This is a genomic window from Chthoniobacter sp., assembly GCF_040003245.1.
Lineage (GTDB): Bacteria > Verrucomicrobiota > Verrucomicrobiia > Chthoniobacterales > Chthoniobacteraceae > Chthoniobacter.
The window spans coordinates 1-16,696 of the sequence record NZ_JBDUCX010000144.1; the positions used below are offsets into that span (position 1 = coordinate 1).

A 16,696-nucleotide genomic window follows, 5' to 3' on the forward strand; every position below is an offset into this window, starting at 1 on the left:
AATTCTGCCGCGCCCTCCGGGGCGGAGCGGGTGCGGTGTCTAGTCCGGTGGCTGAGGCCAACCGGCTAATCTCGCTCGGCCCTCCGGGCCTGTGCCGGACCGCCCCATCCGGTGCTTACGTGGAAACGCGAAATACCTTGCCAGCGCAAGGCAATCTGGAAACTCTCGCCGCCCGGAATTCACGCCCCTGCGCGTTGCTTTTCGGCCCCGAGTTTAGAAATGAATCAGCCCCTCCTCCCCGGTGGGAAAAGTCGCATGCGAAAGTCAGTCCACCCCATATTTCATGACCCCACGGGGCGCCGCCAGCGATGGCTGAAGTGCGCGCTGATCTTCGCGTTCTTCTTCCTCTGCGCCGCGTCGGTGTGGGTCCTCCAAAGTCTGCTCGAACGCCCGGCGCTGGATGAAACGCGGCTTCCCGGGCGGATGCGCACGGAACCGGCCGCGATGAGCGACGAAAAGATCGCGCAGATGCCGGTGCGCTTCGAGGGCCAGGGCGAGATTCTCGCGCCGCGCGTGGTGGAGGAAGCGGGGCACGCGCCCGCTTGCGAGTTCCGCCGTATGGGCGGCGGCGATCCGGCGACCGATTGGCGGCTCGTGCTCACGTTTGATGACGGGCCGGATCCGGTCTTCACGCCGCAGATCCTCGATGTCTTGAAACAATATCACGTGCCCGCGGTGTTCTTCGTCGTGGGCAAAAATGCCGAGACGCATCCGGCGCTCGTGCGGCGCATGGCGCAGGAAGGGCACGAGATCGGCAACCACACCTTTTCGCATCCCGATTTGGCGAAGCTCTCCGCTTTCCAACAGGACATGGAACTGGCGGCGACGCAGCGGATCATCGAGGTGACGACGGGCCGCTCGACGGTGCTCTTTCGTCCGCCCTACGGCGGCAATCCGGACCCGCGCGAAGCCACCGAGGTGGTGCCGCTGGTGCGGGCGGCGAGCGCGGGTTATCTCACGGTGGGCGAAGGAATCATCCCGAGCGATTGGGAACTGACGATGCTCAAGCCGGGGGTGCAAGGCACGCGGGTGCGGCAATTGCGCACGCCGGAGGACCTGGTGAATCGCGTGATTCGCGCGCGGCAGCAAGGACACATCGTGCTCCTGCACGATGCCGGCGGGAACCGCAGCCTGACGGTCGCGGCGCTGCCGCAAATGATCACTGAGCTGCGCGCGATGGGCTACACGTTCGTCAGCCTTTCCGAGTTGAGCGGGTTGCCGCGAGAAGCGTTCATGCCGCCGATCGCACCGCTCGAGGCGAACATGGTGAATGGCGACCGGGTGATCTATTTCCTCGGTTTTCCCGTCCAGCGGCTCCTCGGGATTCTGTTCCTGATCGCGACTTTCTTTGGGCTCTGCCGCGTCTTGTTCCTGCTCGTCCTCGTGCTCATCCAATGGCCGCGGGAAAAGCGCCGGCGCTTCCGCGAGGGATACGCCCCGCGCGTGACGGCGATCATGGCGGCTTACAACGAGGAGAAGGTCATCGTTCGTTCCGTCGAGAGTTTGCTGCGGTCGAATTATCGGGATCTCGACATCGTGGTGGTGAACGATGGGAGCACGGATGCGACGCTCGAACTTCTGTACGAGAACTTCGGCAGCAATGCGCGCATCACCATCCTCGACCAGCCCAACTCCGGCAAGATGGCCGCGATGAACAATGCGCTCGGCGAGGCCAGCGGCGAGATCATCATGCTGGCGGATGCGGACACGCTTTTCCCGCCGAATGCGGTACACATGCTGGTGCGGCATTTTGGCGATGACCGCGTGGGCGCAGTGGCGGCCGGCGTGCGCATCGGCAATGCCTCGGACAACATTCTCACCCGCTGGCAGGCCTTGGAATACAGCACCTGCCAGAACTTCGACCGCCGCGGCTTCGATCTCATCAATTGCATTCCCGTGATCGCCGGTGCGGCCGGTGCGGTGCGGCGCTCGGCGATCATGGCGCTGGGCGGCTTCTCGCCCGACACGCTGAACGAAGACATGGACATGACGTGGCAACTGCTGCGCGGCGGCTGGCGGATCGTGAATGACAGCGAGGCCGTGGCCTATACCGAGGCGCCGAATACGTTGCGCAGTTTCCTGCGGCAGCGCTTCCGCTGGGCCTACGGCACGTTCCAATGCCTGTGGAAACATCGCGACGCGCTGGGCCGCTACGGGGCGCTGGGCCGGGTGGCGCTGCCGATCCAGTGGCTGCACCAGGTGCTCCTGCCGCTGCTCTCGCCGTTTGTGGATGTGCTGATGTTTTATTCGATCTTCACCGGCCACGGGAGCAAGGTCGCGCTCTTCGCCCTGCTCATGCTGGCCACCGAATCGGTCGCCGCGATCCTCGCGGTCATCACCGGCGGGGGAAATCCGAGGTTGCTGCCGTGGCTTCCGCTGCAACGGCTGGGGTATCACCCCTTCATGTGGTACGTCGTCGTCAAAGCGTTCTTCGCCGCGCTCGCCGGTACGGCGGTGGGGTGGAACAAATTTGCCCGGGCCGGCACGGCGGAAATGGGCGGCGACGGCGCGGTGGTGCAGATTCCGGTGCCAGTGGAAGGGCCGGAGATGGCGGTGTCGGGATAGCGCAGGGCCGGCGGGGTTACGGAACGCTCAAGTCGAGAAAAACGAGTTCAATGGGTCCCCCAGATTCGAGGGCGACGATCACCTCGTTTGGGCCATCGCGCAGCAGCGACTTCGGCGCAATCCATGCAGCCAGCGTCTCAGGAGCGCCGAGGAGCGGTGGGTCGGGGTTGGGGAAAGGCTCGGCGATGTCGCCGCCCGGCGGGAGCTGGGTGCCGTTGAGTTTCACGGCGAGTTGTCCGGGCGGCATCGGCGCGAGCGTCTGCACACGCAGGCGGGCGTCTTTTTTCCAGCCGCCGACAGGGGGTGCGAGGTCGAGGGTGAACTTGGTCGTCTCTCCCGATTTCAGTTTGCGCGGGAGTGTGGCAGGCTTGGCGAAGGGATTTTCCCAACCGGGCGCGAGGAACCAATGCTGCGGCAACGCGGCGACTTTGGCGCGGTCGCCGAGGATCGGCAGGACCGTGAACGGCGGCTCGTGGAAGGGGCCGCGCCCCGCGCCGCCGTGTTCGCGGTAGTAGGCGAAATTGAAGAGGCTCACGCCATCGGCGCCGCGCGCGTAGCCGAGATGGGCGGTAGTTTCGAGTTGCTCGACGGTGGCGCGGCGGAAGGGAAAGACGTCGTAGCCCGCGGTCATCTTCGGCCCATTCCAGGTGGAGTGACAGAGCTCGACGTAGATCGCCGTTTGCGGCGCGAGGGCGCGAAAGGCGGCGACTTCCATTTGCTGGGTGGTGAAATAGCTGGCGGAGAGATTGAGCATGTCGAGGCCGGCGGCGGCCAGCGCGGCGACGTCGAGTCCGAGCGGATCGAGGGCGCTGATAAATCCCGGAATCCGTGCGCAGAGCCAGCGGCGGCGACCGGCGCGGGCGGTGCGGTCGAGCAAGGCGCGCACGTCGCGGACGAAACCGGTGATGATCTCGCGGCGCTGCCCGCTCGTCGTCTGGTCGCGCGGGAAGTAGTTGTAGAACCGCATGAAATCGAGCTCAAGGCCATCGAGGTCGTAGTTCTCGCAGAGCTCTTGCAGCAGGGCGAACTTGTGCGCGCGGACCTCGGGGATGGCCCAATTGAGGACCTGAAATTGCGCCGAGCCGAGCTTGTTGCCGATGCGGTATTCCGGATGGTCGCGATAGAATTTCGTGACCGACATGGCGAGACTGCCGCCGATGTTGTCGCCGGGTTTTGCATCGACGAATTCCTTGTGGTGCGCATCGTTCATCCGCACGGAAATGAACGCCGCCTGGCCGCGTGCGCGGCAGCGGTCGAGAAACACTTTCACCACGTCGCCACCCGCGAGCACATATTGACCGAAGGCGTCGGGGCCGATGCCGTAGGTCTCGCGCATCCAGCGGTAATGCGCGTCGAGCGGCTCCACCTTGCTCGGCCACATCGGCACCTCGCCGAGGCCGGGTTGCAGGAAATGCGCGTCAACGAGGCCGGCGACTTCATCCACGGAAGCCTCGATCAGCTCCGCCCCGAACGGCACACCCTTTGTCCGCCAAGGGCTGGCGCAGCCCAATAGATTCGTCGTGTCGTTGCTATAGAGCACGCGGAAGGGCGGCTTGCGCGGCGCTTCGGCGGCCCGTGCGTGTGCCGCGAGCAAAGCGCCCCCGCCCAGCATCTGGAGGAAATGGCGGCGACGGATCATGGCAAATCCTTGAGGCGGCTATTTCACCACCATCGAGGTGAAGGGCGCGATGTAGGCCTGCAGATAGACGAAGATGCCCATGAGGATGGCGAGGGCGAGGCTGTGCCAGAAAACGTAGCGCAGGATGGCGCCTTCGTGGCCGTACCAATTCGTGGCGGTGCTGGCGACGACGATGCTTTGCGCGTCGACCATTTTGCCCATGACGCCGCCCGAACTGTTGGCCGCGCCCATGAGGATGGGGCTGAGGCCGAGCTGTTGCGCGGTGATTTTCTGCAGGCTGCCGAAGAGGACGTTCGACGCGGTATCGGAGCCGGTGAGCGCGACGCCGAGCCAGCCGAGGAGCGTGCCGAAAAAGGGATACAGCGTGCCGGTGTGTGCGAGGGCGAGCCCGAGCGTGGCATCGGTGCCGGCGTACTTGGTGACATTGCCGAGCGCGAGCATGGCCGCGATGGTGAGCAGCGAAAAGCGCACGCGCCAGATCGTCTTGCCGTAGGCGCGGAGCATGGCGACGGGCGTGAAACCCATGGTGAAACCGGCGACGATGGCGGCGAGGAGAATGCCGGTGCCGGTGGCGGAGAGGTAGTTGAACTTAAACTCCGCGGCTTCCGCCGGGGTATTGGGCGGGACCACGGGCGGCATGCGTTGCACTCGCAGGTGCAGATGCGGCACGGTGAATTTCGGTGCGGTGATCTTGTCGAGCGCGGTCTTGGTCTGCGGCAGTCCCCAGCAGAGAATGAACGCGGTGAGAATGGCCCAAGGCATCCACGCTTGGACGACTTTCTTGCGATCGAGCATTACGTCGGCGGTGGCCACCGTACCGCCGCTGCCGTCGGCTGGGCGCTCCAGCCGCATGATCTCGCGCGGCTGCCAGACGCGGAGAAGGAGAATGGTCGCGGCAATGGCCGACGCGCCGGCGATGATATCGACCAGCCAGGGACCGTGCAGATTGGAAACGAGAAATTGCGGGACGGCGAAGGCGAGCCCGGCGGTGAGCGCGGCGGGCCAGACGCCCTTCAAGCCACGCCAGCCGGCAAATGCGACGACGATCCAGAATGGAATGAGAAAGGAAAAGAAGGGTAGTTGCCGCCCGACCATGGCGGAGACGAGGCGGGCATCGAGGCCGGTGACTTGTTCCAGCGTGGTGATCGGGATGCCGAGCGAGCCGAAGGCCACAGGCGCGGTATTCGCGATGAGCGCGAGGCCGGAGGCGTGCAGCGGCTTGAAGCCAAGCTGAATGAGGATCGCGGCGGTGATGGCGACCGGCGTGCCGAAGCCGGCCATGCCCTCCACGAAAGCGCCAAAGGCAAACGCGATGAGGATGAGCTGGATGCGGGCATCCGGCGCCACGCGCGCGAGGCTGTCGCGCAACACTTCGAAGAGCCCGCGCTGGACGGTGAGCTGGTAGAGAAAGATGACGTTGAGAATGATCCAGCCGATGGGGAACAGGCCGAAGGCCGCGCCGTAGACGGTGGTGGCAGCGGCAATGTCCGCGGGCATGTGATAAATGCCAATCGCCAAGGCGAGCGCGACCAGCAGACCACCCAGCGCGGCGAGATGAATGCGCACATGAAACACCGCGACCGCGCCGAGCAACAGGACGACGGGAATCGCCGCGGCCAGCGTGGAGAGAACGGCGTTGCCGAACGGATCGTAATTCTGCGGCCAGGGCGTCATGCCGTCCGATCCCTACTTCCCGAAGGTCTTGACCGCCGCCTCGGTGAAGGCCGGGAGGATCTTTTTGCCGTCGTCGTTCCGCCAGCCGGCGTTCTGGACCATGAAGACAAGAACCAGGCCGAGCTGCGGATCGACGGAAATGTTGGTGCTGTAGGCACCGCCATGCCCAAACGTCGCGCCATTGACGGCATAGCCGAAACCGTAGCTTGATTTCAAGGCGTCGGGCGTCTGGCGACTGGTCATCTGTTTCACCGACGCGTCGGAAAGATAGCGTTTGCCATCGTATTCACCATTGCGCAGGAGCATCTGGCCGAAACGCGCGATGTCCGCAGCGCTGGAGAAGAGGCCGCCGGCGGGCATGGGAAAACGGTTCTGGCGGTCGTCGAGCGGATACAGCAGTTGGCCGACGGGCGTTTCCTCGATGTCCGACTTGTCCTTGTTCCCCTTGTAGGATTTCGCGATACGCGCGATCTGCCCGGCATCCGGCCAGAAAGTCGTGTCCTTCATGCCGAGCGGCTTGAAGAGGCGCTCGTCGAGGAAGTCTTCATACTTCTTCCCGCTGACGACTTCGATGATGCGGCCGACGGTATTGATGCCTTCGTTGGCGTATTGATATTTGCTCTCGGGCTCGAATTGCAGCGGCTGCGAAGCGTAGCTGCGCACGCGCGTGGCGAGCGGAAAGAGATCGAGCGTGGGCACTTCGATGGGCGACTTGAACGCGAGCCCGCTGGTGTGGCTCATGATGTTGCGAATGAGAATCGGATGCTTCGGCTTGCGCAACAGCACGTGCGATTCGTCCTGCTCGGCGATGACCATCTGGCCCTTGAACTCCGGCAGGTATTTTTCCACCGGGTCATCGACCTTCACCTTGCCTTCGTCCACGAGCATCATGAAAGCGGCGGTGGTGATCGGCTTGGACATCGAGGCGATCCAGAAAAGCGCATCCGGGGCCATCGGCTTCTTCGCCGCGACGTCGGCAAAGCCCACCGTTTCCAGGTCGAGCACCTTGTCGCGCGAAGCGACAAGCGTGACGGCGCCGGCGAGGACATGGCTGTCCACGAAAGGTTGCAACCGGGCGGCGATGGGCTTGGGTGCTGGATCTTCCGCCGAGGCCGGAAGCCGAAAAAGGGGCAACGCCACGAGCAGGGCGACGACCAGGGAAGAGCGGCGTGGGATAAACATGGGGAATGAGAGGCGGGAGCGTAGGGGCATGGAGCAAAAGCCGCGAGCCCTTCCTTTCTTTGCCCTCGCGCGGTGAAAATAACTCCGGATGGCATTTTGACCGGGAGCGCGAGCCGGACAAAAGGCTTGTTCCGCATTCGTCCCGGCCATCTCATCCCCTGCCCGTCCATGCACCGACTTCTTCTTCTTCTTCTCGCGCTTCTTCTCGCCGTTATTCAACAATCCGTCGCGGCCGATCTGCGGTTCGGGGAGAATGGCCTCGATATCGACGCTGATACTCTCGGGAAGTTCACGCTCACCTATCCCGTCCTGCGCGATGCGGCGCAGCAGCCCGTGCACAAACTTCTGGAAAAGCATCCATCCGGAAAAGCCGCGACGCTGACCTACGACGGCGGCGGGCGGATCGACGCCAGCGTCGGCGAAGACGGGCGTGTACTTTGGAAACTGACGAACACCCCGGCGGACGTGAAAAGTGTGGCGGTGGAAATGCTGATCCCGATCGCTTTCAACCAAGGCGGCACGTGGCACATCGGCGAGAAGGACGCCGCTTTTCCCAAGGAAAAACCGGCCAACGCGCATCTTTTTCAAGGGCACGCGCCGGCGTTGCTCATTGCGAATTACGAGGGCGGCAGCCTCGAGTTGCAAACACCGGAATACTCCTTCCTCGAGCTCACCGACAATCGCGAATGGAACTGGCCGATCTTTGGATTTCGCTGCGCCACTCCGCTTGCCGAGCGCAAGGAACTGGCTTTCACGCTCAAGCTCACCAAGGCGGAAGCCGGCCAGGCAAAGCCGCTCGTGGATCGGTTTGGTCAATCGACACGCGAAGAGTGGCCGGGGAAAATCAAGAGCGAGGACGAATTCAAGACTGACGCAGTCGCGGAGGAGACCTGGCTGGCGAGCCTGCATCCACCGGAACGCGATGCTTACGGCGGGCTGCCGGGGAGCGGCGGGCAACTCGGCCTCAAGGCCACGGGCTTCTTCCATGTGGAGCAGAAGAAGGATCGCTGGTTCCTCGTCGATCCCGCGGGCAACGCCTTCTTTCACCTCGGCCTGTGTGGCGCAAATCCCAGCGATGACTACACCCTCGTGAAGGGCCGGGAGTCCGCCTACGAATGGCTGCCGAAACACGAAGGCGAATTTGCGACCGTTTTCCAAAAGGACTCCGGTGGGAACGCGCTTTCGTTCTACGTGGCGAATCTCATTCGTAAAACCGGGCAGCCCTACGATCCGGAGACCTACGCTGCGCGCCTGATTCCGCGCCTGCGCAAGTGGGGATTCAACTCCTTGGGCGCGTTTTCCACCGTCGCCGAAGTCACCCAAAAGGCGGCGCAGTTTCCGCGCGTCGCGCACCTGCCGCTCAGCGAGTGGGAAGGCATCCCACGGCTGCCGAGCATCGGCGAGACGTTCGATCCTTTCGAGGAGAAGAACCGCGCGCGCCTCGAGGAGAACATGGCGAAACTGCTGCCGGCCCACGTCGATGATCCGCTCATCATTGGCTACTTCATCGTCAACGAACCGATCTATGAAAACATCCCGCACATGGTGCCGACGTTCGACGGCAAGTACGCCTGCAAGCGCCGTCTCGTGCAATGGCTGAGCGACAAATATCAAACGATCGCCGCCTATAACACCGCGTGGGAGAGCGAGGCCGCGAGCTTCGATGACTTGAAGGACCGCGTGCTCACCGTGAAGTCCGCCACCGCCAAACAGGACGTGCACGCCTTCACCGGCGTCTTCCTCGAGGAGTACTTCCGCATCATCACGGAGTCGTATCGCAAGCACGATCCGCAACACCTGCTCATCGGCTGCCGACTGCAACCGGGCACGATCAATGACGAGCAGCTCTGCCGCATCGCCGGCAAATATCTCGATGTCATGTCGTTCAACTATTATACGAACGGCGTGGACAAGGATTTCCTGCGCCGCATCTACGGCTGGACCGGCGGACGTCCCATGATGATGAGTGAATTTTTCTGGGGTGCCTCGAAGGAAAGTGGGCTGGCCGGCGGACGCGAAGTGGCCACGCAGCAGGAACGCGGACTCGCCTATCGCAACTACGTGGAGCAATGCACTTCGCTCGGCTTCGTCGTCGGCATCGAATGGTTCACGCTCATCGACCAATCGGTCACCGGCCGCTGGTTCCAGGGCTTCGACGGCGAACGGGCAAACACCGGCATCCTCGCGGTGACCGATCGCCCGTGGAAAACGATGCTCGAGGAAGCGATCAAGACGAACTACGGCATCTACCAGGTGTGGCTCGGCAAGCAGGAGCCCTTCGTCTTCGACGATCCGCGCTTCAAGAATACGCCGTAACTCGCCGCGGCATTACTTCGTGAATTTGACTGCGGAGCGGGGCGTCGGCGCCGGGCGATCCACGGAATACATGGCATCCGCTTCCGCGCTATCGGCCATGCCATTCTTGAAGGCCACGGCTTTCACCGTCATTCCCGGTCGCACGCTGATCACCCCGCAATAGACATAGCCGGTGGTGCGCGTCGGCGTGGTGCCATCGAGCGTGTAGCGAAACCACGCGCCCGGCGTCGTCGACGAAAGCGTGACCCGCGTGATGTCCTTGATCGCTCGTGCGGCCGGTGAAAACTCCGGCGGGCCCGTGGGCGACTTTCCCTCCTCGTAGATGCCGCAATCGGGATAGTTTTGGATTACGTCCCACGCGAGCCGCTGCATCACGGTCGCCTGTTCCGGGGTGAGATTCGTCCCGACGGGCAGCACTTTTCCCTCGGGCGATTCGCGATAGAACGCCGCGTACCAAGTAAGGTCCACGAGATAGGCACCCATGGGGCTGGGATGGATGCTGTCGCGAAAGAGCAGCGGATAGAAATCCGTGGGCTTCGCTCCGGGAAATTGCCCATGCTCGATCATGTTGCGGATCCAGCCCATTGCCAGATTCGTGGGCAACACCCGCACGCGCTTCCCACCCTTATCTGTCTCCGCGATGGCGCGCCGCACATCCTCCACATAGAGCAGCATTGCACCCATGGACTCCTCCCATGTGAGCGCGGGAAAGACTTGAGTCATCTGGCTGCTCGGCACTTCGCCGCGGTCACTGGGGCGCGGACGCTCCTTCTCCACCCATTCCACGAAAAGCCACGGCTGGACCTCGGGCGTCTTCGTCCGCACCAGGTCGATAAACTGCCGGTCACTCTGCGCCTCCTCCGCGATGTTGAAATCGCGTGGCTGCAAGGTCAGGTGATCGATGCGGCGCAGGATGTCCCAGTCGATTCCCCATTCCCGTTTCCGCCCCGTGGTATGCTCGGCCCAGAGTTGATTCGTCCACGCGCCGGGGACCGTGAAGGTACGATAGAGATGCTCGCGTCCCGCGGTGCGGGCGAAAATCGGGAACTGCGCCGTCATGTCCGTGAGCGTATTGCCGATGTGCAGCGAGTTCAGCCCCGGCGGCAAGTCGTCGCCGATGAGATAAGTGCCGATCAACGGCGGGCTCGGCGCCCAACCCTCGACGAAGGCCGCGGCGATCACCGTGGTCGTTTTTTCCAGCTTGATCCGCTTCTGGTAAACCTCACCCGTCGTCGCCGTGGGCATGGAGCCGTCGAGCGTGTAGCGGACGGTCGCGTAGGGTGTGAGTTCGGTCAGTTCCATTTCCAGCGGCTTGTCCACTCCGCCGGGTGCCGGCAGGAATTTGGGCATGCGCGCCGTGGCTTGCTCGACGAGATCGACCCCCGCGTACTGCCCGTCGGCCTCTTCCATCTCCACCCAGGTCTTGGTGTCGCCATCGAAGGCAAAACGCCAGCCTTTGCCTTTCAGATCACCGATCGAGCCATAGCGATAGCCGTCCACCTTGCGCTTGCCGGAATAAAATTCCATCTCGGCGATACAACCATGCGAACCGGGCGGCGCGTCGTAGCGCAGCCAGCGGTAAAGTTTGTTGTTCGAGAAAAAAAGATCCGTCCATTCCTGTTCGCGCGGCTTTTCCTTGATCTCCGCCAGCTCGTGAAATCCCTCGGTCGCCGACACATTCGATCCGCTGAATTTTCCCCCGACCATGTTCTCCTCGCGCGAAGGCGCGGGAAAAAACCGCACATGATTGAACACCGGCGCGCCCATCGGTGGAACCATTTCCGCCGCCGGCAGCGGCAGCGTCGCCAGCAAGAAAACGGCAGTGAGGGGAAAACGAAGCAGAGACACACCCCATTTCTCGCGCGGCTCCCCGCGCAACGCCAGTCCTGACTTCTTACACCACGACGAGATCCACCTCCGGCAGTTCCTGCAGGAGCACTTCGTGGAGGGTGGATCGAAAGTAGTGCCGCAGACGTTTCCGCCCGGGGCGGCCGACGACGATGTGCGTGATGCCATATTCGCGGGCAAAGGAAACCAGCGCCTTGGCCACGCTCTCGCCTTTCATCGAAAAGACGAGCCCGCCCATTTTCTGCGCGGTCTCGAGGGTGTCGTTGACGCGGCGCTGCGCCTCCGCGTCGATGTGCACGGCGGACTCCGCGGGCGTGCGAACGTAGACCGCGTACCATTGCGCATTGAGTTGCGAAGCGAGCCGCGCGGTCTTGCGCAAGAGGCGCCCGGGATCGGGCCCTTGGCTGCTGATCGCCACCATGACCTGGCCGAGCGAGCTGACATTTTGGTCGCTCTCGGAGTCGCGTTGCTTGCGGTCGAGGAAATTGGCCGTTTCGGTGAGCGTCATCTCGCGCAGACGCGTCAGGTTCTTTTGCGTGAAGAAATTGACGAGTGCCGCCTCGATGCGTTCCTTGGGATAAATCTTCCCCGCCTGCAGCCGCTCCTGCAGATCCTCCGCCGGCAGGTCGATATTCACGATCTGGTCGGCTTTGGTCAGCACTTCATCGGGGACGCGCTCTTTCACCCGCACGCCGGTCGCCTCCTCGACGAGGTTATAGAGCGATTCGAGGTGCTGGATATTGACCGTGCTGATGACGCTGATCCCGGCGCGCAGCAAGTCCTCGACGTCCTCGTAACGCTTGCGGTTTTTGCTGTCGGGCGCATTGGTGTGCGCCAGTTCATCGACCAGGGCCACGGTGGGATGGCGCGCGATGACGGCGTCCACATCCATCTCGTTCAGCGCGATCCCGTGGTAGCTCGTGAGACGCGGCGGAACGATCTCGAGGTCGCCGATCTGCGCACTGGTCTCGGGCCGCTCGTGCGGCTCGACATAGCCGATCACCACATCGACCCCGCGCTTTTTCAAGCGATTGCCCTCCACCAGCATGGAGTAAGTCTTGCCCACCCCCGGGCACGGGCCGAGATAGAGCTTCAATTTGCCGGCTTGCTGCCGCCGGATGATCGCGAGGAAATCATCCGCACTGGGGCGGGCGGCAGGGTCGGCTTCGAGCATGGGTCAGAAGAATTGGTTCATCTCGCGGACCGCTTGTCGAGTGCGAGGTTGAGCGTCAGGACATTGACCCCGGCGTCGCCGAAGATGCCTAGCGAAGGACGCGCCGTGGCCTTCTCGATCTCCGCTTTCACGATGTCCTCGCCCAGCGAGCGCTCCTTCGCGACCCGCGACGCCTGGAGCAGCGCATTCTTCACGCTGATGTGGGGGTCGAGCCCGCTGCCGCTGGAAGTCACGGCATCGCCGGGCACGAGCACATCCGCGGAAAGGTCGTTTTCCTTGCGGTATTGTTCGACCGCGGCTTTCACGGAGTCGTAGAGCTTCTGCGAAGTCGGTCCCAGGTTGGTGCCACTGGAATTGGCCGCGTCGTAGCCCGTGCCCGCCGCCGAGGGGCGCGGATGAAAATACTTCGCGCTGGTGAAGTTCTGGCCGAGCCATTCGGAGCCCACGATCTGGCGATCCGCGCTCTCGATGAGGCTGCCATTCGCCTGGTGCGGGAAGAGTAGTTGGCCGGCGCCCCAAACCACGAGCGGATAGAAGCCGCAGAGGACCAGGGCGAACACGATGGTGGCCAGGATGGAGGTGAGGTTTTCTTTGGCGATGGTATTCATGGATTTAAGCGAGATGGAGAGCGGTAATCACGACGTCGATGGCCTTGATGCCGACAAACGGAATCATCACGCCGCCCACGCCGTAGATGAGCAGGTTGCGCTGCAGGATCTTCGCCGCGCCGAGCGGGCGGAATTTCACGCCTTTGAGCGCGAGCGGAATGAGGAGAATGATGATCAGCGCATTGAAGATGACCGCGCTCAGAATGGCGCTGGTCGATGACGCGAGGTGCATGATGTTCAGCGGCGCGATCTCCTTGAAAGTGCCGAGCAACATCGCTGGGATGATGGCGAAGTACTTCCCCACGTCATTCGCGATGCTGAAGGTCGTCAGCGCACCGCGGGTGATGAGCAGTTGCTTTCCGATCTCGACGATCTCGAGCAGCTTGGTCGGGTTCGAATCCAGATCGACCATGTTGCCGGCTTCCTTGGCCGCCTGGGTGCCGGTATTCATGGCCACCCCCACATCGGCCTGGGCCAGTGCCGGCGCGTCATTGGTGCCATCACCGGTCATCGCCACCAGGTGCCCGGCTTCCTGCTCCTTGCGGATCAGCGCGAGCTTCTGTTCCGGCTTCGCCTCCGCCAGGAAGTCATCGACACCGGCTTCCTTGGCGATGGCCGCGGCGGTCAGCTTGTTATCGCCGGTGATCATGACCGTGCGGATGCCGATCGCCCGGAAACGCTCGAAGCGCTCGGACAAACCACCCTTGACGATGTCCTTGAGATAAATCACACCGAGCGCCTTCTCTTTCGTGGCCACGACGAGCGGTGTGCCCCCCTGGCTGGAGATGGCATCGACCTGCTGTTCCACTTCCTTCGGCAACTTGCCCACCCACTCGCGAATCGAGCTCGCCGCGCCTTTCCGATAACTGGTGCCATTGATATCCACACCGCTCATGCGTGTCTGCGCCGTAAAGGGCACAAATTTCGCCGCCGGCATTTCATGCAGCTCCACCCCGCGGAGGCCATGCTTTGTCTTCGCGAGCACGACGATGCTGCGCCCTTCCGGCGTTTCGTCCGCCAGCGAGGCAAGCTGCGCGGCTTCCGCCAGTTGCCTTTCCGTCACCCCCGGCGCCGGGACAAAGTCCACCGCCTGACGGTTGCCGAGCGTGATCGTCCCGGTCTTGTCGAGTAGCAGGACATCCACGTCGCCCGCGGCTTCCACCGCGCGTCCGCTCATCGCCAGGACGTTCTTCTGGACGAGGCGATCGATGCCGGCGATGCCGATCGCGCTCAGCAAGCCACCGATCGTCGTGGGGATCAGGCAGACCAGCAACGCGACCAGCACAGTGATCGGGAAATCCACGCTCTGGTAGAGGCCATAGGCCTTCAGCGCGATCAATACGACGAGGAAGATGATCGTCAACGCCGAGAGCAGGATGGTCAGCGCGATTTCATTGGGCGTCTTCTGGCGTTTGGCGCCTTCCACCAGCCCGATCATGCGATCGAGAAAAGTTTCGCCGGGATTCGAGGTGATGCGGACCTTGATGACGTCCGATAGCACACGAGTGCCGCCGGTGACCGCACTGCGGTCGCCGCCCGCCTCGCGCACCACCGGCGCGGATTCGCCGGTGATCGCCGACTCATCGACGGTCGCCGCGCCTTCGATGATCTCACCGTCGCCGGGAATGAACTCGCCGGCCTTGATGATGACAACGTCATCCTTGCGCAGGTCCTCGGAAGTCACTTTCTCCGTGGTGCCATTCTTCAGGCGGTTGGCAAAGGTCTGGGTGCGGGCATTGCGCAGCGCATCCGCCTGCGCCTTGCCGCGCCCTTCGGCCATCGCTTCCGCGAAGTTCGCAAAGAGCACCGTGAACCACAGCCAGAGCGTGATTTGCACCAGGAAGCCGAACGGAGCGCCCTTGTCGCCCACAAAGAGCAACGCGGTCGTCACCACGGCACCGACTTCGGTGACAAACATGACCGGATTTCTTGCCAGGGTGATCGGGTTCAATTTCTTGAACGATTCACCGATGGCCGGCACAACGATTGCCGGGTCGAAGATGGAATGAGATTTAGCAGCCATTTTAGTTAATGATAGAAGTGGATGAGTGGACTTAGAACAGCTTGCCGACGTGCATCAGGAAGTGCTCGACGACAGGGCCGAGCGTGAGGGCCGGGAAAAAGTTCAGCGCGCCGACGATCAGGATCGTGCCCATGAGCAACATCGTGAACAGCGGGCCGGACACTGGGAACGTGCCGGCGCTCTCCGGGATGAGTTTCTTGCGCGCCAGGGAGCCGGCCAGCGCCATGATCGGGACGATCATCGCAAAGCGGCCGAACAACGTGGCGAGACCAAGGGTCGTATTGTACCAAAGCGTGTTCCCGCCGAGGCCGGCAAAGGCACTGCCGTTGTTGCCCGTGGTCGAACTGTAAGCATAAAGGAGTTCGCTAAAGCCGTGCGGGCCATTGTTATTGGTGCCGTCGGTGAGCTGGTGCGTCACCGGGTCGGGCGCGCCCCATTTGCTCAAACATGCCCAGGCCGAGAACCCAAGGATCGACCAGGCCAGCACGAGGATAACGATCGATGCCATCTTCACATCGTACGGCTCGATCTTCTTGCCGAGGAGTTCCGGGGTACGGCCGACCATCAGGCCGGCAATGAAGACGGCCAGCACCACAAAAACAAACATTCCGTAGAGACCTGCGCCCACGCCACCGAAGATGATCTCACCCAGCTGGATGTTGAGCAAAGGGATCAATCCGCCGAGTGGCGTAAAGGAATCATGCATGGAATTCACGGCGCCGCACGAGGCATCAGTCGTGATCGTGGCGAAAAGCGCGGAATTGAAGATACCAAAGCGGACCTCCTTGCCTTCCATATTTCCATCGGCAGGGTCGACGCCGAGGGCCGCGAAGTTCGGGTTGCCCGCCGCTTCGTAGTGCCAGCAGACGAGTACGCCCGCCAGGAAGATTGTCAGCATGGCCGCCCATACTGCCCAGCCATGCCCCTGGTTCTTAACCGTGCGGCCGAGATAGTAGGTGAGCGCGCTGCCGATCGAAAAGATCGAGAGCATTTGCAGGAAGTTCGACAGCGGCGTCGGATTTTCAAACGGATGCGCGGCATTGGCGTTCACGTAGCCGCCACCGTTGGTGCCGAGCATCTTGATGGCCACCTGCGACGCCATCGGCCCTTGGACGATGCTCTGCGTATCGACCTTCTGGTCGATCATTACCGGCTTGCCGTCCGCACCATTCACGGCGTTCCCTTTGTCGTCGACCTTGGGAACCTGGATCGTGAAGGGATCGGTCAGGCTGGCCGAGTCATAGGGCTTGAAGTTCTGGATCATGCCCTGCGAAACGAGGACCACCGCGAAAATCAGGCAGATCGGCAGCAGCAGGTAATAGCTGACCCGGGTGACATCGACCCAGAAGTTTCCCACGGTTCTGGCTGAATGCCGGGCAATACCGCGCACGACCACTGCCGCAATGCCGATACCCACGGCCGCCGACAGGAAGTTATGAAACGCCAGAGCAACCATCTGCGACAGATAACTCATCGTCGACTCACCGCCGTAGTCCTGCCAGTTGGTGTTGGTGGTAAAGCTGGCTGCGGTATTGAAGGCGAGATGTTCGCTGACGGCCGCCATTTTTTGCGGGTTCAACGGCAACACGGCCTGCAACCGCAGGATGGCATAGGTAAACAGCATTCCCACCAGACTGAAGACCAGCATGGCAATGGTGTACTGCTTC

General features: G+C 62.6%; 10 protein-coding genes. 2 read left to right on the forward strand and 8 right to left on the reverse strand.

The features are described 5' to 3' along the window. Positions 1 to 255: 255 nt before the first annotated feature. The gene (locus ABJF10_RS18960) at positions 256 to 2,565 is read left to right on the forward strand and encodes a polysaccharide deacetylase family protein (protein ID WP_348546171.1); all 2,310 of its coding nucleotides are present in this window, start codon (positions 256 to 258) and stop codon (positions 2,563 to 2,565) included. Between the two features lie 16 nt (positions 2,566 to 2,581). Here the strand turns inward: ABJF10_RS18960 and ABJF10_RS18965 are convergent, their stop codons facing one another. From ABJF10_RS18965 to ABJF10_RS18975, 3 genes are read right to left on the reverse strand one after another with little or no spacing between them, the layout of a single operon-like run. Further along, entirely contained in the window at positions 2,582 to 4,204 is a 1,623-nt protein-coding gene (locus tag ABJF10_RS18965) for a hypothetical protein (RefSeq protein ID WP_348546172.1), read from the reverse strand. An 18-nt stretch (positions 4,205 to 4,222) separates the two neighbouring features. After that, positions 4,223 to 5,878, reverse strand: a complete 1,656-nt coding sequence (locus ABJF10_RS18970; RefSeq protein ID WP_348546173.1) for an L-lactate permease — start codon at positions 5,876 to 5,878, stop codon at positions 4,223 to 4,225. A 12-nt stretch (positions 5,879 to 5,890) separates the two neighbouring features. Beyond that, entirely contained in the window at positions 5,891 to 7,060 is a 1,170-nt protein-coding gene (locus ABJF10_RS18975; protein ID WP_348546174.1) for a serine hydrolase domain-containing protein, read from the reverse strand. 168 nt (positions 7,061 to 7,228) lie between these two features. On the opposite strand from ABJF10_RS18975, the gene ABJF10_RS18980 reads away from it, so the two are divergent. Further along, a complete protein-coding gene (locus ABJF10_RS18980) occupies positions 7,229 to 9,376 on the forward strand; it encodes a beta-galactosidase (protein WP_348546175.1) in 2,148 nt (715 codons plus the stop codon). Between the two features lie 12 nt (positions 9,377 to 9,388). Here ABJF10_RS18980 and ABJF10_RS18985 read toward each other — a convergent pair whose 3' ends face one another. The 5 genes from ABJF10_RS18985 to kdpA form a co-directional block, all read right to left on the reverse strand. Continuing rightward, positions 9,389 to 11,224 (reverse strand): chitobiase/beta-hexosaminidase C-terminal domain-containing protein, encoded by a 1,836-nt coding sequence (locus ABJF10_RS18985; RefSeq protein WP_348546176.1) that lies wholly within the window; start codon positions 11,222 to 11,224, stop codon positions 9,389 to 9,391. Between the two features lie 46 nt (positions 11,225 to 11,270). Beyond that, positions 11,271 to 12,398 carry a universal stress protein gene (locus ABJF10_RS18990; protein ID WP_348546177.1) on the reverse strand — a complete coding sequence of 376 codons (1,128 nt, stop codon included), beginning with the start codon at positions 12,396 to 12,398 and terminating at the stop codon, positions 11,271 to 11,273. A gap of 17 nt (positions 12,399 to 12,415) precedes the next feature. Next, positions 12,416 to 12,997 carry a K(+)-transporting ATPase subunit C gene (gene kdpC, locus ABJF10_RS18995; protein ID WP_348546180.1) on the reverse strand — a complete coding sequence of 194 codons (582 nt, stop codon included), beginning with the start codon at positions 12,995 to 12,997 and terminating at the stop codon, positions 12,416 to 12,418. A gap of 13 nt (positions 12,998 to 13,010) precedes the next feature. Then, positions 13,011 to 15,029, reverse strand: coding sequence for a potassium-transporting ATPase subunit KdpB (gene kdpB / locus ABJF10_RS19000; RefSeq protein WP_348546178.1), 2,019 nt, complete (start codon positions 15,027 to 15,029; stop codon positions 13,011 to 13,013). A gap of 31 nt (positions 15,030 to 15,060) precedes the next feature. Further along, a partial coding sequence (gene kdpA / locus ABJF10_RS19005; protein WP_348546179.1) for a potassium-transporting ATPase subunit KdpA occupies positions 15,061 to 16,696 on the reverse strand: 1,636 nt, incomplete at its 5' end.